We start from the raw sequence: 25,837 nt of genomic DNA on the forward strand, positions 1-25,837 counted from the left end.
CAAGGACATTTGCGGGGACAACGCCGAGCTGTAGCGCCGCTCGCACTGAGACGGCCCTGCGCTTGAGTGCCGCGCCGTCTCGTGTCGTCCCTCAGCTGCCAGCCCTGGGGCTGCTTAGCCTGCAGCAGCCACTGCCTGTATGCCGTCTGAAGGCACGCAGGCACGGCTTTTCGACTCGCCGAGGCGTCATCGGCGGAGGACCGCATCGTTGAGTGTATTCGGCCGAGGATGTGCCGTCAGCCAGCAGGTTGCCTTGCGTGCCTGCGTGATTACGCAAGCATGGACTGTGTAGAACATCTGTACTAGAGTATCGCTAGGTGGTCAGTCGGGTCATCGACGAAGTGAATGTTTGGGATCAGATCCCATAGACCCGACGGCAGCGTCGTAGGCTGGCACGAAGTTGGGGCTGGGAGGCACCGAGCGTGAACGCCGGCAGACCGGGGGATCAATGGCACGCCGCTCTGAGTAGTGCCTTGTCCTCGGCGCGGTGGACCAGCGAGTCGTTAAAGGCCCGAGCTGTAGACGCCTTAGGGGAGTCCCCAGGCTGGCTGATGAATGCACTCGAGGGCGAGAAGGCGCCGTCGGCCGCGCAGTACCTGGTGATCTCAACGCTCACGCAGGTGCCTGTTCCCGTCCTGGTGGGTGCCGTCGATCCTGCCACCAGTGTCGGGGTTGCGTTACGAGCTGGCATTCTGGCCGATCCGGCGACCGATGCGGGCGTAGTCCAGCAGCGGGGAGTGCAACTGGTGGAGGCCGCTCGCTTAGTGACGTCGTGGCTCGGCGCGGATGCGCTGGGCAGGGCCGATCTGCTGGCACGGCTTCGGAGAATGGTCTCGCGGCATGCCTATGCTCCACGGGCGGGACAGCGCACGGCGGAGCAGGTCCGCGCGATGATGGCCAGACTCGGTCTCGGCGATCCCGACGCGCCGATCGAAGACATCGCGGGGCTTATCGAGTCCTTAGGGGTCCCAGTGGAACTCAGTGATCGCCTGCCCGAGGGCTTGCACGGTGTCACCGTGCACGATCAGTCCCGGGGCAGCTGGGAAGCCGCCGTGGTGATCCGGGTTCACGACCGGTGGGCCCGTCAGCGTTACACCCTGGCGCACGAGCTGTGCCACGTGTTGTACCAGGACTCGGCGATGGTGTTCATCAACGACCGCGACACTGAGCAGAGCCAGGTCGACGTCGAGCGGCGCGCTGAACACTTCGCCCGGCACTTCCTGGTTCCGTCCAGCCAAGCCCGCCGCATCTGGAACTCGTACCGGGGGCGCGGTGAGAGCCGGGCGCTGTGTGAGTTCATGCTCTATTTCGGGATCAGCCGCCAAGCAGCGGTGATCACGCTGCGCGATCTCGGCTTGGTGGACCAGGAGCAGGCAGAACGTCTGCATGCGGCAAACGTCGCCGCCATGATGAACGAGGCCGGGCTAGGGCATATCTGGAGCGAACTGAACGAAGCGCAGCATGAGCCGAGCGCCTCGGTATGGCTTCTGCAGGCTTCACTAGAGTTGTTCGAACAGGGCCTTGTCCCGGTAGCGGCGGTGGCCTCGATTCTTGACGCCGACGAGGCAGAGACCGCCGCTAGTCTGGCCGACCGGGGCTGGCTCGCGACGCAGCACGCCAGCGCGGCTCAGGCGCAGCGCGAGCAGACAGAGCCAGGCTCGCCGCTCTGACCGCAGGCGAAGAACGTGGCAGGGTCGCGCGGCTTCGCGGTGGCCGTGATGTTGGAGATGGTGCACGCGTGCTCGAATGTGACCGTGGCGGTGGCCGCATCGATCTCGCCGGCAGAGGCGCAGGTCAACTCCATAAGGACGTCGGCGAAGTTCAGGGCGCGAATCGCTGGGTGCTGGCTGGCGGCGACCACACTGGCCCCGGCGTCGTTGGTCAGCAACGTACCGATGTGCTCGGTTTGTGCCAGGACGATCAGTTCGGCTTCACCGGAATGTTTCTCCATGCTGCCGATGTCGCTGGTCCCGTGCTGGGCCCGGTCGAGCTGGACGAGCTGCTGATGCACGCTTTCCAGCAAGGCCGCCGACGCGTACGGGTCCAGCTCTTTCCTCTGCACGCGGCCGCCGGCCAATAGGTACCGCTGGGAACTGCGGGCCGCGGTCATGATCGGCCGCTGGCTGACGTCGGTCGAGTTGGCCTTACGGGTGACCTCATCCCACACCACCTCCGATGTAGCCGCCCGCCCCCGGTAGTGGTCGCCGAAACGCACGACACCGTTGATGTTCTGCGCCGATCCAACGGCGAAGAAGATGCCAGCGTCGACCGCGATGTGCTCGGAGGGGTCGTCGCCGCTCGGCTTCTTGTTGCCGCCGAAGGAGTGGCGCGGGCCGATGGAGGTGACTGCCGACCGGTCCGGCACGGCGCGCACGCGCCGGCCGAGGAACATCTGGGGGCTCGGTACCGGAGGCCGGGTCATCAGAACGGCGTTCCGGCCGCGGCCACGCGGGTGGCGTATTGGTCGCGGTCGGGGCACCAGACCGCTACCGGGCACCTGGTGCACAATGGGTTCGACCGGCTCGCCCAGGTCGTGTCCGCGTGCCAGTCGGCGACCAGGTGACGCACCCGGGTTTCGGCGATGATCTCCAGATCTTCGTCGTCGGTGGGGTAGCTGTGGCAGATCGACTCGTCGGGCCCGAGGATCTCCAATTCGACCCGGCCGCTTGTTGCCCCGAAATGTTGCAGGTAGCCAGCCTGCATCATCCTCAGCCACCAATACACGATGCCATCGAAGCCGTCCCGGGCGTCGTCCGGATCTTTCGCGACCGGTCCTTCGGTGGACTTGGTCTCCCGTAGCACAAGGATCCCGTCGCGCCGGTACAGCAGGTCGGGGCGGCCGGCGATCACCGTGTCGGCGGTGGCGTCCCAGCCGTAGAGGGTTTCGTCGGCGACCAGAACCTCCCCGCCGCCGGCGAGCGGGCACTGCTCCAGGTGGGTCAGCAGGAACGGGAACGCCGCTGCGTACTGCTGATCATCGAGAGCGGTGAAACCGACATGCTGCGGGCTCCGATCGGCCGGCAGCGGGAGGTCGTCTGCGGTGCAGGGCCGGCCGCGGCGGTGCGCCACCTTCAACCAGTCGTGCACGCCGCGGCCCCGGCTGGTGGCGGCGTTGTCCGCCCGATCGGTCACCAACGGCAGTCGGGTCTTCTTCTCCAGAAACCATTGCGCGGGGCACCGTTCGTAGACGAACAGTTCGTTCGCGGAGATCGACCGCAGGTAGGGGCCGGGCCCGGTTTGCATCAATGCCCTGTCCATCGGGATCAGAGCGTCGCAGACACCGGCTACCAGGCAATCCCCGCAACCGTGTCCGGTCGACGGCGGGCCGCCTTGAACGGTCGCCATGACGTGAGGCCGGACATCGGCCAGATAGATCGCCTCGGCCTCGCCGGCCGAGATCCGGTCCACCAGCACGGACTCGTGCCGGGCCACAGCGGGATCGTGATAAAGGCTGACGTCCACGACGGACACCGACGCCGCCCCGTGCGCCTGACTCACGGCGTAGGCCGCCAGCTGCGCCCACCCGGTGAGCTCCGGGTGGGTTCTTCTGATCCGCAGCCGGTGGACCTCGACGTGCCCCGGGCCGATCTCGTAGACCGGCGCCCACACTGCCAGAGCGCCACCTCTCGCGACTCGGAACTCGGTGTCGAACCCGAGATAGCGGGCACGGATCCCCGGCCGCTCCCGGCTGCCCAGGAAGTCCAGGTAGTTGTCCAGCGCGTGATCCAGGAACGTCCGCACTCCAGGATGAGCTCGGGCATAGGTGCGGCGACTGCGTGACATCCGATCCCGCTCGGGAAGAGAGCCGCTGTACAGGTAGGCACCGAGGGCGGTGAGGAAGTGCTTCAGCGGGATCGGATCGGCGTCCCACCTCTTCTCCCAGGCGAGCGGACCGACGATCCGAGAGGGCTTGCGGGATTTCACGTACCCCTGCTGCGGGCATCGCTCGGCGCTGTCGACATCTGACGCGGTGATCTTCACGAGGGTGCAGGGTGCGAGGCCGAACGTTTTTGGACGCCAAGAATCCATGCTCGCCTCCGATCCACAGTCGACCATGCCATATTTGGCCGCTGCGGGTAAGTCGCCGAAGGGCGGATGCGTTCCGGCTATTGGGCCCTTGGCACATGCCGTCCGGGGCGCTGGCCACGGAGGAGAATCGTCCCGACACAGGCAGGTGCGGAAATTGGGCACGTGTCAGTGGCCAGGCCGTAACACGCGGGAGGACCGGCCCGGGAGTTTCTCTGGCGTACGTGTTCAGGATGGCTCTTGGCCTGCTGGATTGGTTCGCCAGATACCAGCCTCGCTGGCTCCTCCCGGGCGACGCGGTAATGGCCGCCGAGTCACGACGGCCGCCGCTATTAGCGTGGCCACAGCGCTCGCGCAGATGGCGCCGAGCGCGCAGAGGGTCACGGGGTCGCTGAGCCGGTATTGCCCGCGAAGCCGAGGATGGTTGCGACGGTCGTCGCGAACCCGCCGCCGGCGGTCAGGACGGCTTTCACCTGCTGCCCGCTGACATCGTTTCGATGGCGTTCAGCGTGTCTTGGAGGGTGGCGGGTGTGTCGGCCGGGGGTTTGGCCGCCAAGGCGAGGGTGGTCATCACCTCCAGGTAGCGGTCGGCGCGTTTGGGATCGTCCAGGAAGTAGGCGTCGCCGAACTGTTCTAGGTAGACAACGCCGGGCAGGTGCTCCCCGCGTAGGCGCAGCAGGAGAACGAGTTGCCGATGCCGAGCCGGGCGCCGGCGCCGGGTGGCAAGACTTGGACGGTGACGTTGGTTCGGCTCGCCACGTCGATGAGTAACTGGATCTGTTCGCGCATTACGTCAGGGCCTGCGACGCCGTCGGGGAGTGCCGCTTCGTCACCCGGACCGGGCGCCGCCTCGACCGGCCCGCCGTGTTCCGCCTTGTGCCGCGCGTCGGCAAGGTTGGCGGCATCCCCGGCGCAGAGCACCGGGGCGTGCACAGCCTGCGCCACTCCGTGGCTACCGCGGGCTTGGAAAAGGCCCCGCTGCACGCGGTGCAAGACCTCCTCGGGCATGCAGACCCGCGCACCACCCGCCGCTATGACAACTCTCAGGAATTGCATCAGACGGGCGAGTTTTCGCAGGTCGCCTGATCAGCGCTGCTCCGCAATGGGTCCGTGGCGGCGTTGCGGTACCGCCTGTGAGCTGCTCTGCTTGCGTGATGATCCCGTTTAATGCATGATCCCGCCGTCGAACGGTCGCAGTTCTTGGGGCTTGGAGGACGGGTTGGGGCGGGGTGATTTGGCGGGTGCGGCGCGCCTGCAGCTCATCTCTGGTGTGGTGCAGCTGCGTCCGGAGGATGCGATGGTCGAGGCGATGTTCAAGGGCTGGCGGGCCCAACAGGCCGCTCGTGGTCTGCTGGAGGACACGATCGCGCCGCGGGAACGGCTGGTACGCCGGTTCCTGGAGTTCACCAACGAGTACCCGTGGAACTGGGGACCGGGCGATGTGGACGAGTGGACCCAGTCACTGACCAGCGAGCGTCAGCTGGCCCCGTCGACGATCCGCGGCTACCAGACCGATCTGCGGTTGTTCAGCGAGTATCTGACCGACGGCCGGTATGGCTGGACGGTGGAGTGCGAGAAGGCGTTCGGCACGTTCCCGGTGCCGATCTGCCATGAGTGGAACACGATCGCGCACCTCAACGACTACGAGGGCCGGCCGGAAGCGCGCCCGTTCACGCGGCCGGAGTTGCAGCGGTTCCTGGATTACGCCGACGAGCAGGTCGACCGGGCGGTCCGGGTGAAACGCAAAGGCGCGCTGGCCGCCTACAGGGACGCGACGCTATTCAAGGTCGTCTACGCGTGGGGGCTGCGCCGCACCGAGACCTCGAAGCTGGATGTGGCCGACTGGGGACGTAATGCGGCGGCACCGGAGTTCGGCCGGTACGGGATGCTGCACGTCCGCTACGGCAAAGCGGTGCGCGGTCAGCCGCCGCGGCGGCGCAACGTGCCGTCGGTGATGGGTTGGGCGGTGGAGGCGGTCGCCGACTACGTGGACAACATCCGGCCCCGGTTCGGCTGCGCGGATCATCCAGCGTTGTGGGTGACCGAACGCGGCGGGCGGGTGAACCCGGCCGAGATCAACGCCCGGTTCGTCGCCTACCGGGATGCGCTCGGCCTGCCGAAGATCCTCAGCCCGCATAGTTTGCGGCACTCGTGGGTGACCCATCTGACCGAAGACGGCGTGGACCGCCGGTTCATCCAGGAGGCGGTCGGGCATCGCTGCGACACCTCGACGGCGATCTACACCCACGTGTCCGGAGACTTCATGAACACGGCCCTACGCAGGGCCCTCACGCCGGCGTTCGACACGCCGGGCGGGCAAGAGAAGGAGCGGTAGATGGCGGCCAAGCTCGACTATCGATGGAATCTGCGGCAGGTGATGGCCCGCCGGGAAATGTTCCAGACGACCGATCTGCTCGAACCGCTGGCCCAGCGCGAGATCCGGTTGTCATCCAGTCAGGTCTACCGGCTGGTGGTCGACCGGCCGGAACGGCTGAGCCTGAAGATCCTGATGGCTCTGTTGGACATCCTCGACTGCTCGATGGAGGACCTGATCGAGCCGGTCGCTGCTGCCCAGTCCGCCCGCCGGCGCGAGGCGGTCGGCGGCAGCGAGAGCGGAGTCGGCGAGCTGCGCCCGAAACGGGCCCGTATCACTGGCGCCGACCGGTAACCGCAGTGCCCGTCACGACGCCGACGGCGGAAAACGCGCCCGCGGTCGCGCCGGTCCTCGCCGACCCGATCGGCGTCACCGTGGCCCTGGTCGCCGCGACCGAGCCGGGTCTGACCCCGGCGATGATCGCGGACATCGTGGCTGGCGTCGCCGGCGGCCGGGTCAAGCAACGCCGTCTCGCCCAGGCCCTGACGGACCGGCCCGACATGTTGCGCGATGGCCGCTCGCCCGCACCGCGGGTCGTGGCGGACCTGCTGATCGAGCTGCGCCGTGCCGGCGCTGCCGCGATCTCGGACCCGGTCTGCGCCGGCTGCGCCAAGCCGCTACGCAGCCTGCAACGCCGCGGCCAGGACTGGTACTGCGCGCCCTGCGACCGCCGCCCCGAACCGTGCTGCATGTGTGGCCAGTCTCGGCCGGTGGCCTTTCGCGACCGACACGGCCGTCCGCAGTGCGTCCAGTGCCCGGTCGACGAACGCGATCCGGTCGACACCATCATCACCATTGTGACCGGTCTCGAAGCGGGCCTGACCGCGGAATCGGTGGCTGGCGCGGTGCACGCGGCGGCGACCCGACGAGGTCAGCGACATCAACTGGCATGGGAGTTACAGGAACGGCCCGATCTCCTCACCGGGGCCGGCGCCGACGCGACCGCCCCCTGCGTATTGAGGATGATCGACCTACTCATCGCCGCAGGCGCCCAGGCGATCACCCCACCGGCCTGCCCGCACTGCCAGCGCCGCATCCATCTGCACCGGCGGATCGACAGGCAGTGGCTCTGCCGCAACTGCGTAGCCAAGACCCGGGCCCGGCCCTGCGCCGAGTGCGGAGCGGTCCGCGAACCCGGTAGCCGCGACGAACACGGCCGGCCGTTGTGTCCTACCTGCCTCCTGCGGCAACCCGCGAACCAGGAAACCTGCACCACCTGCCAACGGCGGCGCCCGGTCAGCGTCCGCACCCCGGACGGACCGCTCTGCCAGAGCTGCCGGCCATGGCCGACCGGGACCTGCGCGATCTGCGGCCAGACCGGCCCGTGCCTGATCTCCAAGACCACCGGGCAGCCGTGGTGCCGCGCCTGCAAGCGGCGGTGGGCCCGCTGCACCGGCTGCGGACAGGACCGGCCCATCCGCGGCGGCACCCTTGCGGGGCCGCTCTGCGCGACCTGCACCCGGCCCGACCCCGGCTTCTGGCAGGCCTGCCCTGGCTGCGGCGAACCGGGCCGCATCCACGCTGGCGGCAACGCCCGCTGCGCGCGTTGCACCATCCACCGCCGGCTACGTCAGGTCCTCGGCGACGACAGCGACACCATCCGGCCCGAACTGCAAGCCCTGCACGACGCGCTCGCGACGACGAACCGGACGGCCACCGTCGAAGGCTGGCTCAACCGCAGCGCCGCCCCCGCCATCCTGCAAGTCCTCGCCGATCAGCCGCTGACCCACGACACGCTCGACGCCCTGCCGCCGGGCAAGCCCGTCGAGCACCTGCGCAGCGTGCTGGTCGCGATCGGCACCCTGCCCGCCCGCGACGAACAACTCGCCCGGCTGCACCGGTGGATCACCGACACCATCGCCGCACGGGCCAACCCTGACGAGCAGCATCTGCTGCGCCGCTACGCGATCTGGCACGCGCTGCGCCGCCTCCGCGGCAGGCTCAACGGCGCCGACACCACCCATCACCAGTTTCTCGCGGCCAAACGCAACATCAACGCCGCTGTCGCCCTGTTCGACCGGCTCGCCGACCACGGCCGCACCCTCGCCACCGCCCGGCAGGCCGACCTCGACCAGTGGCTCGCCGACGACAACGCCCGCCGGGAGGCCGGCAACTTCATCCGCTGGGCCCACCGCAACAAACTCACGACGCTCGAGCTCCCCGCCACCCGCTGGGCCGGACCCGCGGCACCGATCGACACCGAAGCCCGCTGGGAACGCGCCCGTCGACTGCTGCACGACCACACCATCGACACCGAAATACGCGTCGCGGGCCTACTCGTCCTGCTCTACGCCCAGCAACCCGCCACAATCAGCCGGCTCACCCTCGACCACCTCCAGACCACCCCGGACACAATCCGCTTGCGCCTGGGCCGAGAACCGATCGTCCTTCCCGAACCACTCGCAAGCCTCGTCCGCGACCTGGCCAGCACCCGCCGCGGACATGCCGTCATCGGCGCCCCAGGCACCAGCCCATGGCTGTTCCCCGGTGGCCAGCCCGCCCGGCCCATCAGCGCCTTCCAACTCACCAAACGCCTGCGCGACCTAGGCCTCAACCCCGCACAGTCCCGCTCCACCGCACTGTTCGACCTCGCCACCGAACTGCCCGCCGCGATCCTCGCCCGGATGCTCGGCATCCACATCAGCGTCGCTGCCGCCTGGCAACGCGCCAGTGCCGGCGACTGGACGACCTACGCCGCCGACATCAGCCGCCGCGAGGAACGACGACTTCAAGAACGGATGAGACCATGACCAAAGGCGCAGTCCCAACACCGCGAGTTCGTGCTGCGGGAGCAGCACTTTGGCGCAGAGGTCGGGAACTTGCGATGTGGATTCGCGCTCGCCCGCCGCTGATAGTCTTATTGGTGGTCGTTGTTGCAGCCGGATTTCTCATTTTCTTACTAGGTCCAGCGGCTTGGTGGGCCACTCCCTCTAAGCACCTCCACGACAAAGACAAGACCGACGCACTCAACGGCACCCGCCAAGTGCTCCTTGCAGCAATTGGCGGCCTCGGTTTACTCGCGGGAGCCGGCTTCACAGCCCGCACCTACTTCCTCGCGCGTCGCGGCCAGATCACCGATCGATACACGAAAGCCATCACACAACTGTCTTCGGAAAAGATCACGGAACGCCTTGGCGGCATCTACGCGCTCGAGCATCTAATGGTCGAGTCCCAACGCGACCACGGCACGGTGGTAGAGGTCCTCGCCGCTTTTATTCGCGAGCGAACAGGCGCAGTGCAGCACGCATTTCCTGAGAAGTCAGAACATATACACCAAGGCCCTCGGCCTACATATAGAACTCTCGCCACGGACGTGCAAACAGCCCTCACTGTCCTGGGTCGACGGCCGCAACGCCAGGAGCCCAACCAGCTCGATCTGAGAATATCCGATATCTGCGGCGCCGTTCTTCGCGGCCTTCGGTTCGATCACGCCGACCTTTGGGGCATCAATCTGCGAGATGCGATCATGCATCATGTCCGGCTGGAAAGCGCGAATCTCAGTTGGGCACAAATGCAGGATTCGCGGCTAGGAGGTGCATATCTACACGGTGCATATCTAATCGGGGCACGACTGCAGAAGGTAACATTCGATGACGCTGACCTAAGCGACGCTGAATTAGAGGACGCCCAGCTGCAGGACAGTAACCTCAGGAATGCGAATCTGCAAAGGGCCAAGCTGGGCGGAGCCAGCCTCCATGGCGCCGACCTTCGCGAAGCAGACCTGGCTGGTGCGGACTTCACTGCCGGCTACAACGGAACCCCGAAGCCCGTTCAAGGCCTAACCGCCGACCAACTCCTGAGCGCCACCCTTGACGAGGAGACGCGGCTGCCACCAGAACTCTCGAGCGAACTAATCCGTCGTCAGCGCCAACGGCTCTACGACGCCATAACCCTCCATCAAAGCCGTCTCTCTCGCTGACTTGGCTTCGTGCTCGCCACCGGTTGTCCCGGCTTCCTCGGCACACGGCGTCGTGGCCGGACGACCAGCGGGTGGGTGGCATTCCGATAGTTGTGATATCCGACGTCGCCAGAGCGGGCGCGCAACAGCTTGGACCGCTCGGCGGCGTGCGCCATCAGCGAGCTAATCGCTGAAGATTGAGTCGTCGGGTGTCGAGGGTGTGGTGCCTGAGCGCTGAATCAGGCGCGGCCGCAATCTCGGTCGACTATCGAAGGCGCCCTTCTTGCTTGTGATTCGTTGGGGCCGGAGAGTGGCCTCATCTCCCACCATGCGAGCCCGCTCGGCGGCAGCGGCGGACGTCGTGAGCCTCGCTACATCGATGAAGACGTGTAGTTCGCGCTTCTGGGCAATGTATGCCTCAGCTGCGGCGGACCTCTTCAGCTCGGCCCTCTTCCTGGAGAGTCGATGTCCGAATCCCGTGATGAGCAACCAGAGAGCAGTGCCGAACTTTAGGAACTGATCGGGACGTTCTTCGATGAGCGTGACCCATTCCTCCGCACGCACTTTTCCTCGTCTGGTGTGCCCGTAGCGCAGGTAGGCGGCTGTACGCGCCAGTTTCTTTGCTGCCCAGGCGAGGTAATCGCACAGCTCAGCTGCGCCGATTGCCAGGAGTGCGGCGACGATGATCTCCTTGGTGGTCACCGGATTGCCTCCGGGGTGATGCCGAGGATGCGAGCGAATGTCGCCCAGCCGGGTTTGATCGGTTGCCGGGTCGGCGCGGGGCGCCGCTCGGCCAGTAGCTGACGCGCTTCGATGGTGCCGTTTGGTGTCAGCTCGTAGAGCCTTCGCCTGGGCCGGCCCGCCTCGGGGTTCTCCTCCCAGTAGGAGGCAATGAAGCCAGCGTCCTCCAGGCGGTCAAGGACGCCGTACACGGTTGGGCCTGAGCGCTTGAGGTCGCGCATGAGGGCCCAGCCGTATACAGGGGTATTGCCGTTGTCGAAGGCTGCCAGGAAGTAGGCCAGGACATCGAGCAGCGGTGCGGTAACGCGCGTGATGCCGTGCATGCCCTCTAGCTTAACCACCATATATCAAGATAAGCAAAGCCGCGGGCTCCCGCGCTGGCCAGGGCTGCCGAGCGGACACTAACGACACTCGTTTGTCGAGTACTGGACCGAGGCCCTGGCTAGCGTTCACGGTTCGCTCAGTTGGGACGGTATGTTCGTGCAGTCGGTCCATGCCCCTTGCGCGGAGGAACCGTGACCACGAGCAGCGCCCAGGACAAGCGGGCTGTCGCCCTGAGCAAGCTCGACGCCGGCAGCTGGCTGCTGCCGCGCAGTTGTCGCGGAAACGGATGGCTCAAGCCGTGTGGACGTCGCTGGTGGATCGGACGACGGTTCTGACGCTGGGCCGGAAGCCGTGACCGTCTCTGAGGGACCTTGAACCATGACGAAGATTGGTCGGTCATATCTCACGTCTCGCGCTGCCTCATGCGGCTGACCTTACTGAGAATCGCTGGACAGCACGGTGGCGATGGGTGCTTGAACGGCCGGGCAGAGCGCCAGGGCGCTTCTCAAGGTTGTCTGGGCGCAGCTGTTGGCGACTCACGATGGCATCGCCTCAGTCCGGATTACCAACTCGTGAGCCTTCGAACTTTGCCAGGAACTCGGACGCCGCTTCCCGGAGATGCGTGGAGGCGTGGTCATGGTCGGCGTGGCCTGTCATAGGTATTGCGACGAGAAACTGCAGTCGGGTTTGGCTTTGCGATCGAGCGTCGTGGTCGTTGGCGGTTAGCTGCCGAACGATGCCTTCGGCGAGTTCGCCAATCGGTATCCCCTGGGCCGGCTTGCGGGTTTGGTTCGGTGCGCGGGTGGCGGTGGTGCAGCATTTAGCCTCCACCACGGTCCAGTGGTCGCCAGATAGCCAGCGCCAATCCGTTCCGGCAGGCCGCGGCTGCGCGCCGGGGAAGTCTTCCTGGGCGAGCGCGACGGCATAGATCCAGCCCGTGTCGCTATCAGTGACCGCCTGCGGCCCGGGTCCGCCGAGTGCTTGCAGCTGCGATTGGCGGCGGCGCGCGCGTACCTGATCGAGTTCGGCACGGTGAAAGTCGTGGCGTTCCCGGAGCTGGGCGACCGCGGTATCGGTTTCGGCGAGTTCCGCGAGACCGCGATCCAGTGTGGCCAAGAGCATCTGGTGACGTCTCTGGGCGTCTTCGTGCTGCTCGGTAATCTGTCGTAGCGTCGCGGCCAGTGACGCGACCCGCTGAACGGCTTCATCCCGATCGCCGGCGAGCTTCTCGACCTGACCGCGTGCTGCAGCCTGGCGCTCGATCAACCGCGTTAGCTCTTCCTCGACAGCGAGGCTGCGCTCGCGTAGTTGTTCCTCGCGCACGCGCAACTCGTCGGCTTCTTCCTGGCGAGTTGCAAACGGCATCAGGAGCTCGGTGCCGGTGATGTCGAATTCATTGGCGAGCGCGGCGGCCTCGTTCAGGCCGATAGGGCGCTGGCCGGCCTCGATCTTTGCGATCGTGGTCTGGTGCCAGCGCAGGCCGTACTGCTCGCTCATATGCTGGGCCAACTCAGCTTGCGACCACCCCCGCTGCGTCCTCAGCGGGCGGAGCCGCTGTGCAAGCTCCGTCTCGGGAAGTGAATCCGACTCGTGAACGACCATATGACCACGATACCGGAACGGAATAATCTCGGTAGAGGTCGGAGAACCCCCAATCGGGTGACCTTCAACCCGAATCGGGTTGCCCGGTCGATTGGTGTCGTGAGAAGGTGCTTTCCGGCAAACGCGACTTCGATGGTCGAAACCTGAGCGGCTCCCCCATCGGACCCGACATGAGGACCTAGGGGGGCGGGAAATGCGGCGTTACCTGTTCTCCGACGAGAGCGGCAATCTTGACTTCGCCCGACACGTCGGTGCCAGCCGCTACTTCTCGGTCGCGACGATTTTGATCGAGGAGCACCATCTGGCCGAGCTGCGAGCCCGGCTTACAGTGCTTCGAGACAAGTTGGCCTGGGCCGATCACGGGCTCGACTCGTACTTTCACGCCACCCAGAACGACCCGCAGACCCGCCGGGACGTCCTTGAGGTGCTCGCGGGCCTCGACTTTACGGTCGACGTCACTCTGCTCGACAAGCCGAAAGCCCAGCCGCAAACCCGGCTTGATCATCCCACGTTCTACCGATACGCCTGGTACTACCACCTTCGCCACCTAGCGCCCCGCGATCTGGCCGCGGGCGACGAGCTGATGGTCGTGGCCGCCGAACTGGGTACCCGGCGCACGAGAAAGTCGTTCCGGGACGCGATCGAAGGCGTGATGACCGAGGTCGTTCCCTACCGGGTGAAGCGCACGCTGGCGTTCTGGCCGTGCTCCAGTGACTTCGCCCTGCAAGCCGTGGACTACTGCCTCTGGGCTGTCGCCCGCAAGTGGGAGACCGGTGACGACACCTACTACGAGCTGATCGCGCCGAAGGTGCGCACCGAGTTTGACCTGTTCAAGGCTGGCACGCACACCTACTACTAGCCAGACGAGAGCACGAACCCCCGCCCAGCTAGGCGAAAGACCAGAGCCCAGGGGCTCTTTCGCCGGACGGGGTCGCGCTTCCTCAACGATAGAGCACGAAACGAGGATGCGTTAGCGCCTTATTTGAAGACGCTTACCACACCAATGGGCGATTTCGTGGGCCGGTTACAGCTGATCAGGCCCATAAACCATCACTTGCAGCGAAGCCCGCCGCCCCCCGATCGAGGCCTAGTACTGCAACGGCACTTGGCTTGATCGTCGTCGCCAGTGGCTTTGCCGTGATTGCCATTGGCGGCGGCGTCGGAAGCTTGACCAGGCGATGGTGTGGTCGTTGTCTGGGTGGCGGTCGTTGAGCAGTGCGGCGATCAGGCGGCGGGCTTCGGGACGCTGATCGGGATGAGCTGTTCGATGTTGTTGGTGGTTCCCCTTTTTGCTGTTCGGCGGCGCGGATCGCGGCGAGCCAGGCCAGGGCGAGCATCGACAAGGTGATGTGGGCGTACCAGCCGCACCAGGTGCGGACCCGGTAGTCGTTCAGGCCGGTTTCTTGTTGGCCTGTTTGAAGCATTCCTCGACCGGCCAGCGGCGTCCGGCGACCCAGATCAGTGTCGTGAGGGTGGTGCGGCGGGTGCGTAGCAGATGTAGTAGGCGATCTCGGTCGGGTCGCTGATGCTGCGCCGGGCGAGTAGCCAGTGCCCGCGGCCGGGCGCCCACCACGGGCGGATCGGCACCCGCGTCCAGTCGTAAACTCGGGGCCCCTGCGCGCCGTCACCGCACGACAGCCGCCGCCAAGCCCGGGCCGGCAGGCTCGCGACGATCTCATCGACGCGGCCGTACCCCCGCCCGCGGGCGGACACATCGTCGTTGCATCTGGTGGCCACGACGTGGAAGACGTCGCGTTCTTCGAGCCAGACCCGCAGGTATTTGACTTGCCCGAACGCTTCGTCGGCGGTCAACCAGGTGAACGGCACCTGCGCGTCGATCGCGCGTTGCAGCATGTCGATCGCGATCCGCGGCTTGGTCAGCAGTTCAGCGTCAGCCGGAATGCCGGCCTCGTGGCAGCGGTCGGGGTCGGCCAGCCAGGACTCGGGCAGATACAGGTGCCGGTCGATCAGGACGTGTCCGGCCGGGGCGGCATAGGCCAGGAAGGTGCCGATCTGACAGTTGTCGGTCTTACCGCTGGTGCCGGTGTATTGCCGTTGCACCCGGCGGACTTGTCGCCCTTCTTCACAAAGCCGGTGTCGTCGGCGACCAGCACCGCCCCGGTATGCCCGAGCCGGTCGACGACGTAGTGGCAGATGTCATCGCGGACCCCGTCGACGTCCCAGTCCGCCCGACGCAGCAGCCGCTGCATCCCATCCGGGCTCAGCTCACCCGCGTGCTCGGCGAGGGTCCAGCCGTTCTTGCGTTCCAACCCCGCAACCAGCCCACCCACATATCGGCTCGCTCGCTGGCGCGGCTCTGACCTGCCGAAACGCGGACTCACCAACCCGAGAAGATCCACAAGCTCAGCCTGACCGGGCGACGACCTTGGCTGGGCCGGGCGGCAGAGCATGGTCGCCACGCAGGTAGGTCTCGAACATGGTGAACAGGTCGGCGCCGGCGATGTGGTTTCCCGCCAGCCCGGCCGGGGCGTCCTGCATCCGGCGGGCGATGCGGCGTAACAGGTCGAGTTTGTCTTCGCGGTCCAGTTCGGGCAGGCCGGGGTCGGTGGCGGTGAGGTGCTTGCTGACTTCCCAGTGCTCGACCAGCACGGTGACGGCGTGCTTGTAGACGTTGCTGGGTCCCACCAGCGTTCGTCGACGGGCGGGGGTCCCCACCACGCGAGCACCGTCGCGCTGCGGCCGGCGGCTTCCGGTCGGGCCGGCGTGTCGGGAGGGCGTCTGTGGACTCGGGCACCACTGCCCGTCATCTCGGCTGGGCGGTACGCCAGACGGTCGCGGTGGCGTCTACGGCGAAATGATCACCGAATGGCTATGTCGCTGACGTGACCGCCGCGACCGCCCTCGGGGGCGTTCCCTATAGCGATGTTCGGCGCGGACGGGCGCGGCTGCAGGGTGTGCTGGCGAGTCTGTGCCGTCCGGATGGTTGGGGCCGAGCTTGTCGAGGACCTCGGTGACGTCGGGAGCGACGGTCGCTTTGACGATGTAGTACTCCTTGGTGACATCCTCGTTGGAGTGGCCGAGTTGCAGGGTTGCGGCACCGCCCTTGCCTTCACGGTCCAGGAGCGTGGCGACGGTCTTGCGGAAGCTGTGCGGCGTGACCCATTCGAGTCCAGTGTCTGCGCGTGCTTGCCGCCATTGCCGGCGAACGTTGTTAGGGGAAAGCCACGTGCCGTTGCGGGTCGTGAAGACGGCATCAAGGTCGTTGACGACTGCGCCCTGGAGACGTCGCGCCAGCATGCGGGTGGCGAACTGAGGCAGGACGACGACGCGGAATCCGGCGTCAGTCTTGGTCCAGTCCTGCCGGAACAGGCCTTTGCCTTTGACGTAGACCAGGGTGCCGCTGATGGTCAGGGTCGTTGGGCGGCTATCCAGGTCGAGGTCTTGCCAGCGGATGGCGAGGATCTCGCCGATGCGGGCTCCGGTGGCCAGCAGTAGGTCGATGATGTCGGCGAGGTCGCTGGTGTGGTGCGGACCGGATTTGCCGGGTACCGGTTCTTGCCAGCGCAGGATCGCGGCGCGGACAGATTCGAGGTCGTCGGTGGCGAGGGCTACTACGGTACGGCGGCGGCTGGGCAGGCTGGCGATGTCGCGGATCGGGTTGGTGCTGATGGCGCCGTGCCGGACGGCCATGGCCAGCATCTGTTTGAGGACAACTTTGGCGTTGTGGGCTTGGGCACGTTGGGCCTTGGCGAGGGTCTTGAAGAACTTGTCGAGCCGGCCGACGGTGGTCTCGCGGATGCGGAGCTTACCGAGTGGTTTGCGGATGGCTTGGTCGTAGCAGGATCGGTACCGGTCGCGGGTTTGGGCTGAGAGGCCTTCCTGGCCGGTGATTTCGTCGAACCACAGGTCGAACAGGGCGTTGATGAGGGTGTTCGCGGTGATGTCGCTGCTGTTGGGGGTGGCTCGGTCCCGCAGCATTTCGCGGAGTTTGTTCTCGGCTTTCGCGCCGGTGGTGCCGTGGGCTTCGACCTCGCGGGTTTCGCCGTCGTAGTCGCGGAATTTAGCGCGGGCTCGCCACTGGTTCGGGCCGAGCTGGTCGCGGCGGATTTTGCCCCAAGTCCCGATGGGCAGTGGGGGCCTACCCATAAGCGGGACCGTTCATGACCGATCGGTGTGGTTCTCGAGCCACTGCTCGACGTCGCTGCGTCGGTAGCGCAGCACGTTGCCGACCCGGATCGCTGGGGGTCCCTGCCCTCGACTGTGCCAGCTGTAGAGGGTGGCTTTGGGCTTGCGGATCCAGGCGACGACCTCGTCGATGGTCAGCAACGGATCGGGAACCCATCTTTCCGGCGCCCGGGTCATCGTGCACCCAAATCAGGGAGGTGGAGCGGGCCATCATCCTGGTCTCCTTCTCTTGGCGGATTCGTGAGTGGGGTGTTGGCCGCAGCACCGTAACCTGGCTCATTTGCCTGGTGGCTCGGCTGTTCATCTCTGTCGCCCGGCGACAGGTTTCTGTCGCCGGGTCGCGGTTGCCTGTCGGGGGTGACAGGAACGGGCCGCTGTTCTTGTCGCCCCAGTGCCGATTTCCTATCGCTGTTGTCGCGGGATGTCACGGTCGCCGTCCCGGGTGACCGAAGACCATCAAGGTCGTGACGCGGTTCTGTCGCGGTACGCCGGAGTCGGCCCACTCGGCGGTCTGCTGGTCCGTCGCGTAGGTGAAGGCGTCACGGCCGTCGACGGCGTCGATGGGGACGATGTCGTGCAGGTGGCGTAGCCCGGCGGTTCGCGCGGCCGGCAGCAGGACCTGCTCGTGGTCGCGGTAGCTCGCCCCGCTGGCGCCTGGTGAGGTGGCCGTGACGACGACGATGGTGCTGCCGTGGTTCGCGAGCTGCCGTTGGCAGCGGCTGAGAAGGCTGTTGGGGTCCGATCCCGGCTCCTCGGTAACTGGGCGGGGCCAGCGCAGCAGGATCAGCGCGGCCGGGTCGGACGGTTGGGGTTCCAGGGCCGCCTCGCCGAGGTCGTTGACCGTTGAGTAGGTACGTCCGGTTGCCCCGGCCGCGCGCTGAAGGTTCGGGTCGGCGTCGAAGTCGACGACCGTGGCGTGCACGTCGCTGTAAATCGCGACGAGGTGGCGCGCCAGCCGTTCGTTCAGAGGGCCGTCACCGGCGTCAGGATTTCCGGTCGTGTCCGCGTCGGCGGCGCTGTCCAGGCTGATCCGCCAGACGATGACGGCGGCCGTGTCGTGACTGGCGCGGGTGACGGCAATGTCAGGCCGGGCGTCCGGGGCGACGGAAATGTTCTTGTCATGGGCAGTCATGGGCGGGTCGCTCCCGCGCCGACGAGCCGTGTTCGCATTTCACTAAGGCGCCGCGGAACCGGGATTCGCCGGTACGGACGCATCGGAGCACTCAACGCGCACCCAACAGCCCGATCGCGTGCCCGGCGGGCCAACCCAACAGGACTCCGGTCGAGCTGCCGGGCTCACTCAACAAGCCGGCTGGCTGGACCCAACGGCTGCCGTTCGCCCGTCTGTGGACACGCAAGCTATCGCCGATGGCGGAGCTGAAGCAGCCGTGCCGGCGCCCGTTGTTGGGTGGCGTCACCACACGGTTAGACGTGGGCGAGGAGTCCCATCAAGATCAGAACCTCGAGCGATCGTGGTCGACGCCAAGGGCGGGCTCTCGGGGGCCAACCATCGGGTGACGGGTGTGCGGCCCGCGACCAAGGTCTCTGACGTGCGCCGGGCCCCGCCGTGACCGGCCTCGTCGCGTCGCGGGCGCAAGACGTGTTGCCTGACGCACCTGGACGCCGGAACGCTCCCGCTGCGTAATGCCCGCCAGCCAGTCGCGGCCCCGCATCGTGGCGGCCCGCCCAACTGCATCCAACTGAGCGCCTGACCTGCGCTGTTGTCGCGACCCCGTCGATCGGCGGTGAGGCGCGGCCTGCGCGTCGTGGCCTGTTGGGGGCGTCGTGACTTGCGCCAACAGCCGAACGCATCCGACAGCGATGCGGCTCGATGTTGGCTTGACCTGCCTGAATGGCGGCTCACGCGCCCGAGGTGACCGGGGCGCACTCCACCATTCGGGAGTTCTGAAATGTCTATCTCAGCGTCTTCTTCTTGGCCGTCGACGCCGCTGGGCGCGGCCGAGAAGGCGTTCACTCTCTTGGCCGAGGCGCCGACGCATGTGCCGTTCGATGCTCGCGGCTTCGCCGGTCTGCCCGACCGGATCGTGCCGCTGGATGAGCTGCGCCGGCTGGTGCTCGCGGCGGGCACCAGCGCGCAGGTCCGCGACGCGGTGTGGCGGGAACTGGTCGTTCGGGCTCGCCGGGACGGGCCGGCGTGGCGGGTCGCCGCCGTCGGGATGGCGATGCCCGGACTGCGCCGGCAAGCGGGCATGCTGGCCGCCGGCTGGCGCGGCGACACTCACGACCTCGATTCCGAGCTGCTGGTCGGGTTCATGGAGTGCCTCGCCCGGGTCGACCTCGACGAGCCGCGGATCTGCGGCCGGCTGCTCGAGGCGGGGGTCCGGGCCGCCCGCAAGATCCGCGAGGCCGAGTCCGACACGATGCTGATCCGCTCCGGTGGGCCCGGGGCGGTGTTGCCGATCCGGCCGTGGGATCACCCGGACCTGGTGCTGGCCCGCGCGGTCGCGGTCGCGGTCCTCGACCGCGACGAGGCCACACTGATCGCCGCGACCCGCCTGGATGACCAGACCCTCGCACGCGTGGCCGCGCAGATCGGGATCTCCCCGCAGCTCGCGTCGGACTGGCGGGCGAAAGCGGAGAAGCGGCTGGCGGACGCGATCGGGGCAGGCGAGTTGTCGTTCGTGCCGCTGCGCTCGCGCCGCAACCGGCCCAACAAAAGCCGCCCAGCGGCCGGTGTCGGGCCGGCGTTGGGTAGCGGCGCGGCGGCATAGGCCGCGTTGGGCACCCAACGCGGGGCCTTGGTGGGCAAGACATCGGACCGCACGAGGCGGCCGGTGTCGGCGCCCCGGGATCACGAAGGGGTGGCGCCGGCCTGACCGGGCCGTGTTCGCACCCGATCCCGCAACGGCTGGAAGGAGCACCGCTCCTGCGGCCCCACCCCGGTGATCCCGGTGGCGCACCCCAAATCCCAGTTCGCCCCGGACGCCCGGGGCGGGAGGTGCCCGCCATGTTGCGACGCAACATTTCCCGACTGCTGTTCCTCCTGACGGCCACCGCTGCGGCGGTGGCCGTTTCCGTTCCGGCCTACGCCGCCGACTCACAGATGATCGAGGCCGTCAACAGCCTGCCGGTGATCGTCAGCAACATCACGAAGTGGATCATCGGGCTGCTGTTCGGGCTGGCGACCTTGTTCCTGACCATCGGGGGACTACGCCGGCTTGCGGCTGGCGGCGATCCGGGCGAGGTCGAGAAGTCCAATTCCGCTTTCAAGTCCGCTCTCATCGGCTACGCCCTGGCCATCTTGGCGCCGGTGCTGCTCGCCGTCGTAAGGGGCTGGATCGGTGGGTAGCTGGGTCATCGGCCCGATGATCGACGCGGTCATCAAGTGGTTCGCCGGGGTGATCGTCGGTGCCCTGAACATCCTGTGGGGCCTGTTGACGGCCACGGCGTTCACCACCCCGGACGTCACCGTACTGACCGAGGTGAAATCCATCGCCAGCGCCTCGCTGGCGATGGTCAACACCGTCTATGTGCTGGCCATCCTGTGGATGGCGATCCTGATTCTGGGCCGCGACACGATCCAGTCCCGGTACGGGCTGAGCGAGCTGATTCCGCGCCTGATCATCGGGCTGATCGCCGCGAACCTGGCCATGCCGCTGTGTTCGCAGCTGATCGGCCTGGCCAACGCGGTCACGGCGGCCTTGACGTCGCAGGACATCACCTCGCCCGGGTCGATGAAGCAGATGCAACAGCTGGTCGCCGCGTCGCTGGGCGACCCCAGCGGTAGCGACCCGGCCGGTTTCCTGCTCCTGCTGATCGGCCTGGTCATCGCGGTCATGGTCGGGATGCTGCTGATGCAGTGGATCGTCCGGATAGGGATCCTCATCGTGGCCGTCGGCGTCGCCCCGATCGCGCTGGCGTTGCACGGCACCCCGCACACCGAGCCGGCCGCGAAGCTGTGGTGGCGCACCATGCTCGGCGCCCTGGCCACCGTCCTCATCCAGGCTATCGCGCTGCACACCACCCTGACGGTGTTCCTGAGCCCGAACGCCGACCTTCCGCTGCTCGGGCTACCCGGCAGCCCCGGCGCCGCCATGAAGTTGATGGTCGTCATGTGCCTGTTGTGGTCGATCCTCAAGGTGCCGGCCATGATGCGCCGCTACGTGTCGAAGTCGTCGCCGAGTTCGGTCGGGACGATCGTGCGGGTCATGTTCGTGCAGCAGCTGACTCGAGGGCTCAGCCGGGCGGCCGGCGGAGGCCGCGCGGCGCGGACCGCGGCCGCCGCCGGCCGAGGGCCCGGTGGCGGCCCAGCGGCCACTCGCGCGGAGCGGCCCTGGCCGACCGGGCCGTCCCGCGGCCCGACACGGGGCGGCGCAGGCCGGCCATTGCCCCGGCCCGCGACCACTCCGCTACCTGCGGCCGAGCGGACGCCCCGAACCACCTCGGGCCGGCCGGCGGCACCGCCGCCGTCAAGCCGCCCCGCCCGCGTGCCGGCCCGACCCCCCGCGGGCGCGGGACCGGGTGTGGTCGGTACGGCCTACCCGAGTGGACGCCCGGTGAGGCCCTACACCCGGGATGAGATCGCCGGCGGCGTCGATGTCTACACCCAATCCCTGCGCCGTCGCGCCGCCGCGCCTGCGGGCCGCGGCACCCCGGCGAGCCGGAGCACGACAACGAGCCGCGGCAGCGCCGCGCCCACCGGAAGGAACCGGTCATGAGCACCAACACCACCAGTTCGCCTGCCGCCGGGCAGGTCCGCGACCGCCGTACGGTCGTCGCGATCGCCTGGCCGACCGGTCGGCCGATCTACCCCTACACCGTTGAGGAACTCGCTAACGGCGTCGACCTTTACACCCGCTACCTCAAGGCCCGCCGCGAGCGGTGTCAGCGGGGTGAGCGGGATGCGTAACGACGACGTCGGCCCGTGCGCCCGGATCCCCGCGGACGTGGACCAGCCCGACAAGATCGTCTACGGGCTCACCGCGAGGCAGCTGGCGATCTTGGCGGTTGCCGCCGCGGTCGCGTACGCCGTCTTCGGTGGGCTCGGACATCTGCTGCCACCGCCGGTTTTGATCGCAGCGCTGGTGCCGGTCGCCGGGGTCGCGGTCACGCTCGCGCTGGGCCGCCGGGACGGACGCAGCCTCGACGCGTGGCTGCTCTCCGCTGTGCAGCAGTCCCGCAGCCCGAAGCAGCACACCGCCGCCGCGGCCCAGCCGGCCCCGAGCTGGGCGCCCGGGCCGGGCATGGCGGTACCGCAGCTGCGGCTACCCGCCCGGGCGATCGCCGAATCCGGGGTCATCGACGCCGGCGATCAGGCGGTCGCCTTAATCGCGGCGACGACCGTCCACATCGGGCTACGGTCCGGCGACGAGCAGGTCGCGCTGGTCGACGCGTACGGCCGCTGGCTCAACAGCCTGACCGGGCCGGTGCAGCTGGTCATCTCGGCCCAGCGGGTGGACCTGTCGAGTCACGCCCAACGGGTCGCCGACGGCGCGGCCGGCATCGCTAACCCGGCGCTCGCGGACGCGGCGTACGACTACGCCGAATTCCTGGACCAGCTGGCCGAAAGCAGGGATCCGCTGTGGCGCACCGTCACCATCGCCGTCACGGCGCAGGCCGACCGGGGCCGCGACACCGAGGTCCTGCGCCGCGCCGATCACGCCGCGTCGGCGCTCGCCGCGCTCGGCGCGCAGACCGTCGTGCTCGACGGGGCGACCGCGACCGCCGTGCTCACCTGCGCCACCGATCCGTACGCCCCGGTCGACGTCACCTGGCCGCGAGCGCGGCCCGGCGCGGCGGTGACCGGACAAGGAGCCGGCAGATGAAACTCCCGACCCGCCGCCGACAAGTCGATACCGAAACCCTGGAGAGCCCGGCCGATGCGGTCGGGCTCTCGTCCGTTCTGGGCCCGGCCAGCCTCGTCAACCTGCCCCGCCATCTGCAGGTCGGTGACGGCTACGCCTGCACGCTGATCGTCACCGGGTATCCGGCCGAGGTCGGCGCAGCCTGGCTCGACCCGCTGCTCGTCTGGCCCGGCCGGCTCGACGTCGTCGTCTACATCGACCCGCTCACCCCGCAAGCCGCCGCGGGACGGCTACGCCGGCAGCGCGCCCGCCTCGAATCCAACCGGCGGGCCGACACCGAGAAGGGCCGGCTGCTCGACCCGGCCGCCGAGGCCGCCGCCGACGACGCCGCGGAACTGGCCGGCCGGATCGCCCGCGGCGAGTCGAAGCTGTTCCGTGTCGGCCTGTACCTGTGCGTGCACGCGCCGAGCCTGGAGGAGTTGCAGGAGTCAGTTGCGCACGTCCGGGCGGTCGCCGCGTCGGTGCTGCTCGACGTGCAGCCGGCCACCTTCCGGCAGCTGCAGGGCTGGCTGTCGACACTGCCGCTGGCCACCGACACCATCGGGCAGCGGCGCATTATGGACACCGAGGCGATCGCCACGATGTTCCCTCTCGCCAGCCCCGACCTGCCCGCGCCGCTGCCCGGGGAACCCGCCCCCGAGGGCGGGATGCTGTACGGGCTCAACCCGGATAGCAATGGCATCGTCTGGTGGGACCGCTGGAACCAGCACAACGCCAACAGCGTCGTGCTCGCCAGAAGCGGCAGCGGGAAAAGCTACTTCATCAAGCTCGAAGTCCTGCGTTCGTTGGCCTCCGGGGTGCACGTGTCGATCATCGACCCCGACAACGAATACCATCGCCTGGCCGACGCGGTCGGCGGCACCACCATCCACCTCGGAGCCGGCGGCGTCCGGCTCAACCCCCTGGACATCCCGGCCGGGGACCGCCGCGACGACGCGCTGACCCGCCGCGCCCTGTTCCTGCACACGCTGGTCGCGGTACTGCTGGGTGAACAGCCGCCACCGGTCGAGCGAGCAGCCTTGGACAAGGCGATCATCGCCGCGTACGCGACGGCCGGGATCTCCAACGACCCGAGCACCTGGCAGCGGCAGGCGCCGCTGCTGCGTGACGTGTCCGCGGCCCTCGAGGCGGACGGTTCCGACCCGGCGCTCACCCTGGCCGCCCGGCTCACCCCCTGGGTGTCCGGCTCGTTTAGGGACTTGTTCGACGGGCCGACCACCCACGTCCCGCAAGGGCAACTGGTGGTGTGGTCGACCCGGCAACTGGCCGACGAGCTGCGAGCGCCGGGCATGCTGATCGCCCTCGACGCGATCTGGCGCGACGTCGACGCCCCACCGGCCGGCGGGATGCCGCCGCGCCGGCTGGTCATCGTCGACGAGGCATGGGTGCTGCTCAAAGACGGCGAAGGCGCAAAATTCCTCTACCGCCTCAGTAAGTCGGCCCGTAAACGGCGGGCCGGGGTATCGGTCATCACCCAGGACGTCGGTGACCTGCTCGGCTCGGATCTCGGGCAGGCCGTCATCGCCAACGCCGCCACCCAAGTCCTGCTGCGGCAGGCGGCCCAGTCAGTCGACGTCGTCGCCGACTCCTTCGGCCTCACCGCCGGCGAGGCCCGGCTCCTGCTGTCGGCCCGCCGCGGCGAGGGCTTGTTGATCTCCGGCACCCACCGGGTCAGCTTCCAGGCCGTCGCGTCCCGCAAAGAGCACCGCCTCTGCATCGATGGCCTGGAGTTCGCGGCAACTTTGCGAGATTCCGAGCCGAACTCTGGAGCGGAGGGTCTGTAAGAGGTGAGCGGGTGGCGCAGTTCCGCGAACTGCTGATCTCGATTGGCTCCTGGCCGGGGCGGACCAGGCTGGCTGTCCCCGGCAAAGTGAGTTTCGAGGGAGCAGTGGCCTGTTGTCGACGTACGCCCCCTTGGTGCCGAGCCCACGTATTGCCGGTTCAGCCGCCTGACGTTTGTAGCGTGACGATCTTGTCAGTGACCGGGAACAGGCAAGTTGTTGCGCTGCAGGCCGCGTAGCCAATGACTGCTTCGAAGGGCGCGCGGGAGACCCCGACCGGGAGAGTGAGCGTGATGGGTCCGTCAGGATAGACGGGCAGATCGACATCGAGCTCGACCTCATGGAGCGTGATGGGCTCGCGGTCTGCGACGGCGCGGCCGGTGGCAGTGAGCCCGTGACCGGGTGCCAGCACTGTCGGCCGGCCGAGCCCGTCGATCCCGCCAGGTGGCAACGCGGTGCTGTAGAGGTGAAAACCCGCCTGAGCTGGCCGGTAGGTCGCGGTCAGGCTCCCGCTGTGCAGTAGCAGCGTCACCGTCACACCAGCCTCATGGTATTCCCCGGTCAGATCGGCGGCCGGTGGGTGCGGTCCGCATCCTGCCGCGGCGGCGAGCAATGCTGCGCTGGCCGCCGCGAATCCTCGTCTCACGCCCATTTCTTGAGGAAGGCGGCGACGTCTTCGGCGCTCATTTTGCGAGCGTTGGCGAAAGACCCGTCGTTGGTGACGGTGCGCACCTTGCCGTTGCGGTCGAGCACCACCAGTGCGGGGATTCCACTGGTCTGGAGGTCGACCGTCAGCTCTTTGGCGACATTGAGGTTGTGGTCGAACTGGCCGACATCGACGCTGACCACGTGGAACTTGGCGAGCAGCGATGCGACCGACGGCTTCGCGGCAAGCTTGCCGAGCACGACACAGTCAGGACACCAGTCGGCGCCGAAGTCCACCAGCACGGGCTTGCCGTCCTTCGCGGCCGCGGTCAGCGCCCGTTTGACATCTGTGTCGGCGTCGGTCGAGGCGTCGTAGTCGCCTAGTACGGCAGCCGCCGTTCGTGAGGTGACCTCGGATCCCGCAGGAACGAGGACGGCCACCGCATGATCGTCTGTGCGTTGTGGACACAACATC

At 67.8% G+C, this 25,837-nt stretch carries 24 protein-coding genes and 3 pseudogenes; 14 read left to right on the plus strand and 13 right to left on the minus strand.

What is annotated here, in order from left to right; genetic code table 11:
- Positions 1-551: 551 nt before the first annotated feature.
- A complete protein-coding gene (locus ACIA5C_RS45970; RefSeq protein ID WP_396067151.1) occupies positions 552-1,670 on the plus strand; it encodes an ImmA/IrrE family metallo-endopeptidase in 1,119 nt (372 codons plus the stop codon).
- On the opposite strand, the gene ACIA5C_RS45975 is transcribed toward ACIA5C_RS45970, so the two are convergent.
- The 3 genes and pseudogenes from ACIA5C_RS45975 to ACIA5C_RS45985 all read right to left on the minus strand — a co-directional run bounded on the left by ACIA5C_RS45975 (position 1,628) and on the right by ACIA5C_RS45985 (position 4,815).
- The gene (locus tag ACIA5C_RS45975; protein ID WP_396067153.1) at positions 1,628-2,392 is read right to left on the minus strand and encodes a hypothetical protein; all 765 of its coding nucleotides are present in this window, start codon (positions 2,390-2,392) and stop codon (positions 1,628-1,630) included. The genes ACIA5C_RS45970 and ACIA5C_RS45975 overlap by 43 nt on opposite strands.
- A 29-nt stretch (positions 2,393-2,421) precedes the next feature.
- Positions 2,422-3,981, minus strand: coding sequence for a PD-(D/E)XK nuclease family protein (locus ACIA5C_RS45980; RefSeq protein WP_396067155.1), 1,560 nt, complete (start codon positions 3,979-3,981; stop codon positions 2,422-2,424).
- A 514-nt stretch (positions 3,982-4,495) separates the two neighbouring features.
- A pseudogene (locus ACIA5C_RS45985) lies at positions 4,496-4,815 on the minus strand (Scr1 family TA system antitoxin-like transcriptional regulator).
- Between the two features lie 39 nt (positions 4,816-4,854).
- On the opposite strand from ACIA5C_RS45985, the pseudogene ACIA5C_RS45990 reads away from it, so the two are divergent.
- From ACIA5C_RS45990 to ACIA5C_RS46010, 5 genes and pseudogenes are all read left to right on the plus strand, one after another.
- Positions 4,855-5,112, plus strand: a pseudogene (locus ACIA5C_RS45990) (tyrosine-type recombinase/integrase); the annotation flags it as partial.
- A gap of 184 nt (positions 5,113-5,296) precedes the next feature.
- Complete coding sequence (locus ACIA5C_RS45995; protein WP_396067157.1) at positions 5,297-6,361, plus strand: tyrosine-type recombinase/integrase; 1,065 nt, start codon at positions 5,297-5,299, stop codon at positions 6,359-6,361.
- Positions 6,362-6,694, plus strand: coding sequence for a helix-turn-helix domain-containing protein (locus ACIA5C_RS46000; protein ID WP_396067159.1), 333 nt, complete (start codon positions 6,362-6,364; stop codon positions 6,692-6,694). It abuts the gene before it with no gap.
- A 5-nt stretch (positions 6,695-6,699) separates the two neighbouring features.
- Positions 6,700-9,150: a hypothetical protein gene (locus tag ACIA5C_RS46005; protein ID WP_396067161.1), complete on the plus strand. Its 2,451-nt coding sequence runs from the start codon at positions 6,700-6,702 to the stop codon at positions 9,148-9,150.
- Positions 9,151-9,263: 113 nt separating this feature from the next.
- Positions 9,264-10,319, plus strand: coding sequence for a pentapeptide repeat-containing protein (locus ACIA5C_RS46010; RefSeq protein ID WP_396067163.1), 1,056 nt, complete (start codon positions 9,264-9,266; stop codon positions 10,317-10,319).
- Between the two features lie 162 nt (positions 10,320-10,481).
- Here the strand turns inward: ACIA5C_RS46010 and ACIA5C_RS46015 are convergent, their stop codons facing one another.
- Both ACIA5C_RS46015 and ACIA5C_RS46020 read right to left on the minus strand, forming a co-directional pair.
- On the minus strand, positions 10,482-11,000 hold the full coding sequence (locus tag ACIA5C_RS46015) for a hypothetical protein (protein ID WP_396067165.1): 519 nt from the start codon (positions 10,998-11,000) through the stop codon (positions 10,482-10,484).
- The gene (locus ACIA5C_RS46020) at positions 10,997-11,362 is read right to left on the minus strand and encodes a PadR family transcriptional regulator (protein WP_396067167.1); all 366 of its coding nucleotides are present in this window, start codon (positions 11,360-11,362) and stop codon (positions 10,997-10,999) included. Before ACIA5C_RS46020 ends, ACIA5C_RS46015 begins: the two co-directional genes overlap by 4 nt.
- Positions 11,363-11,554: 192 nt before the next feature.
- Between ACIA5C_RS46020 and ACIA5C_RS46025 the strand changes: the two genes are divergently transcribed.
- Positions 11,555-11,698, plus strand: a complete 144-nt coding sequence (locus ACIA5C_RS46025) for a hypothetical protein (RefSeq protein ID WP_396067170.1) — start codon at positions 11,555-11,557, stop codon at positions 11,696-11,698.
- 217 nt (positions 11,699-11,915) lie between these two features.
- Here ACIA5C_RS46025 and ACIA5C_RS46030 read toward each other — a convergent pair whose 3' ends face one another.
- The gene (locus tag ACIA5C_RS46030; RefSeq protein WP_396067172.1) at positions 11,916-12,965 is read right to left on the minus strand and encodes a helix-turn-helix domain-containing protein; all 1,050 of its coding nucleotides are present in this window, start codon (positions 12,963-12,965) and stop codon (positions 11,916-11,918) included.
- Between the two features lie 193 nt (positions 12,966-13,158).
- Here ACIA5C_RS46030 and ACIA5C_RS46035 point away from each other — a divergent pair, with 193 nt between their 5' ends.
- Positions 13,159-13,824, plus strand: coding sequence for a DUF3800 domain-containing protein (locus ACIA5C_RS46035; protein WP_396067174.1), 666 nt, complete (start codon positions 13,159-13,161; stop codon positions 13,822-13,824).
- A 421-nt stretch (positions 13,825-14,245) separates the two neighbouring features.
- On the opposite strand, the pseudogene ACIA5C_RS46040 reads toward ACIA5C_RS46035, so the two are convergent.
- The 5 genes and pseudogenes from ACIA5C_RS46040 to ACIA5C_RS46060 all read right to left on the minus strand — a co-directional run.
- Positions 14,246-15,376, minus strand: a pseudogene (locus ACIA5C_RS46040) (IS701 family transposase); the annotation flags it as partial.
- Positions 15,330-15,611, minus strand: coding sequence for a hypothetical protein (locus ACIA5C_RS46045; RefSeq protein ID WP_396067176.1), 282 nt, complete (start codon positions 15,609-15,611; stop codon positions 15,330-15,332). The pseudogene ACIA5C_RS46040 and the gene ACIA5C_RS46045, both read right to left, overlap by 47 nt.
- 159 nt (positions 15,612-15,770) lie before the next feature.
- Positions 15,771-17,072: a tyrosine-type recombinase/integrase gene (locus ACIA5C_RS46050; RefSeq protein ID WP_396067178.1), complete on the minus strand. Its 1,302-nt coding sequence runs from the start codon at positions 17,070-17,072 to the stop codon at positions 15,771-15,773.
- Positions 17,073-17,084: 12 nt separating this feature from the next.
- Entirely contained in the window at positions 17,085-17,288 is a 204-nt protein-coding gene (locus ACIA5C_RS46055) for a helix-turn-helix transcriptional regulator (protein ID WP_396067180.1), read from the minus strand.
- Between the two features lie 247 nt (positions 17,289-17,535).
- Positions 17,536-18,243: a hypothetical protein gene (locus ACIA5C_RS46060; RefSeq protein ID WP_396067182.1), complete on the minus strand. Its 708-nt coding sequence runs from the start codon at positions 18,241-18,243 to the stop codon at positions 17,536-17,538.
- 778 nt (positions 18,244-19,021) lie between these two features.
- Here ACIA5C_RS46060 and ACIA5C_RS46065 point away from each other — a divergent pair.
- The 6 genes from ACIA5C_RS46065 to ACIA5C_RS46090 all read left to right on the plus strand — a co-directional run bounded on the left by ACIA5C_RS46065 (position 19,022) and on the right by ACIA5C_RS46090 (position 24,720).
- A complete protein-coding gene (locus ACIA5C_RS46065) occupies positions 19,022-19,843 on the plus strand; it encodes a hypothetical protein (protein ID WP_396067185.1) in 822 nt (273 codons plus the stop codon).
- A 236-nt stretch (positions 19,844-20,079) separates the two neighbouring features.
- Entirely contained in the window at positions 20,080-20,421 is a 342-nt protein-coding gene (locus tag ACIA5C_RS46070) for a pilin (RefSeq protein ID WP_396067188.1), read from the plus strand.
- Positions 20,414-21,790 (plus strand): hypothetical protein, encoded by a 1,377-nt coding sequence (locus ACIA5C_RS46075; RefSeq protein WP_396067190.1) that lies wholly within the window; start codon positions 20,414-20,416, stop codon positions 21,788-21,790. The genes ACIA5C_RS46070 and ACIA5C_RS46075 overlap by 8 nt, the downstream gene beginning before the upstream one ends.
- The gene (locus ACIA5C_RS46080) at positions 21,787-21,981 is read left to right on the plus strand and encodes a hypothetical protein (protein ID WP_396067192.1); all 195 of its coding nucleotides are present in this window, start codon (positions 21,787-21,789) and stop codon (positions 21,979-21,981) included. The genes ACIA5C_RS46075 and ACIA5C_RS46080 overlap by 4 nt, the downstream gene beginning before the upstream one ends.
- Positions 21,974-22,897: a PrgI family protein gene (locus ACIA5C_RS46085; protein WP_396067194.1), complete on the plus strand. Its 924-nt coding sequence runs from the start codon at positions 21,974-21,976 to the stop codon at positions 22,895-22,897. The genes ACIA5C_RS46080 and ACIA5C_RS46085 overlap by 8 nt, the downstream gene beginning before the upstream one ends.
- Complete coding sequence (locus tag ACIA5C_RS46090) at positions 22,894-24,720, plus strand: VirB4 family type IV secretion system protein (RefSeq protein WP_396067196.1); 1,827 nt, start codon at positions 22,894-22,896, stop codon at positions 24,718-24,720. Before ACIA5C_RS46085 ends, ACIA5C_RS46090 begins: the two co-directional genes overlap by 4 nt.
- A 157-nt stretch (positions 24,721-24,877) precedes the next feature.
- Here the strand turns inward: ACIA5C_RS46090 and ACIA5C_RS46095 are convergent, their stop codons facing one another.
- On the minus strand, positions 24,878-25,363 hold the full coding sequence (locus tag ACIA5C_RS46095; RefSeq protein ID WP_396067198.1) for a hypothetical protein: 486 nt from the start codon (positions 25,361-25,363) through the stop codon (positions 24,878-24,880).
- Complete coding sequence (locus tag ACIA5C_RS46100; RefSeq protein ID WP_396067200.1) at positions 25,360-25,836, minus strand: thioredoxin family protein; 477 nt, start codon at positions 25,834-25,836, stop codon at positions 25,360-25,362. Before ACIA5C_RS46100 ends, ACIA5C_RS46095 begins: the two co-directional genes overlap by 4 nt.
- Position 25,837 lies beyond the last annotated feature (1 nt).

The organism is Actinoplanes sp. NPDC051343 (genome assembly GCF_044455125.1).
Taxonomy (GTDB): Bacteria; Actinomycetota; Actinomycetes; order Mycobacteriales; family Micromonosporaceae; genus Actinoplanes.

What these genes read in the sequence shown, in the direction of transcription:
- ACIA5C_RS46065 (WP_396067185.1), top strand. Translation starts at nt 19,022, where the DNA reads ATGTCTATCTCAGCGTCTTCTTCTTGGCCGTCGACGCCGCTGGGCGCG.
- ACIA5C_RS45975 (WP_396067153.1), bottom strand. Translation starts at nt 2,392, where the DNA reads ATGTTCCTCGGCCGGCGCGTGCGCGCCGTGCCGGACCGGTCGGCAGTC.
- ACIA5C_RS46060 (WP_396067182.1), bottom strand. Translation starts at nt 18,243, where the DNA reads ATGACTGCCCATGACAAGAACATTTCCGTCGCCCCGGACGCCCGGCCT.
- ACIA5C_RS45970 (WP_396067151.1), top strand. Translation starts at nt 552, where the DNA reads ATGAATGCACTCGAGGGCGAGAAGGCGCCGTCGGCCGCGCAGTACCTG.
- ACIA5C_RS46020 (WP_396067167.1), bottom strand. Translation starts at nt 11,362, where the DNA reads ATGCACGGCATCACGCGCGTTACCGCACCGCTGCTCGATGTCCTGGCC.
- ACIA5C_RS46090 (WP_396067196.1), top strand. Translation starts at nt 22,894, where the DNA reads ATGAAACTCCCGACCCGCCGCCGACAAGTCGATACCGAAACCCTGGAG.
- ACIA5C_RS46080 (WP_396067192.1), top strand. Translation starts at nt 21,787, where the DNA reads ATGAGCACCAACACCACCAGTTCGCCTGCCGCCGGGCAGGTCCGCGAC.
- ACIA5C_RS46030 (WP_396067172.1), bottom strand. Translation starts at nt 12,965, where the DNA reads ATGGTCGTTCACGAGTCGGATTCACTTCCCGAGACGGAGCTTGCACAG.
- ACIA5C_RS46085 (WP_396067194.1), top strand. Translation starts at nt 21,974, where the DNA reads ATGCGTAACGACGACGTCGGCCCGTGCGCCCGGATCCCCGCGGACGTG.
- ACIA5C_RS46070 (WP_396067188.1), top strand. Translation starts at nt 20,080, where the DNA reads ATGTTGCGACGCAACATTTCCCGACTGCTGTTCCTCCTGACGGCCACC.
- ACIA5C_RS46055 (WP_396067180.1), bottom strand. Translation starts at nt 17,288, where the DNA reads ATGACCCGGGCGCCGGAAAGATGGGTTCCCGATCCGTTGCTGACCATC.
- ACIA5C_RS46000 (WP_396067159.1), top strand. Translation starts at nt 6,362, where the DNA reads ATGGCGGCCAAGCTCGACTATCGATGGAATCTGCGGCAGGTGATGGCC.
- ACIA5C_RS46100 (WP_396067200.1), bottom strand. Translation starts at nt 25,836, where the DNA reads ATGTTGTGTCCACAACGCACAGACGATCATGCGGTGGCCGTCCTCGTT.
- ACIA5C_RS46035 (WP_396067174.1), top strand. Translation starts at nt 13,159, where the DNA reads ATGCGGCGTTACCTGTTCTCCGACGAGAGCGGCAATCTTGACTTCGCC.
- ACIA5C_RS46050 (WP_396067178.1), bottom strand. Translation starts at nt 17,072, where the DNA reads ATGGGTAGGCCCCCACTGCCCATCGGGACTTGGGGCAAAATCCGCCGC.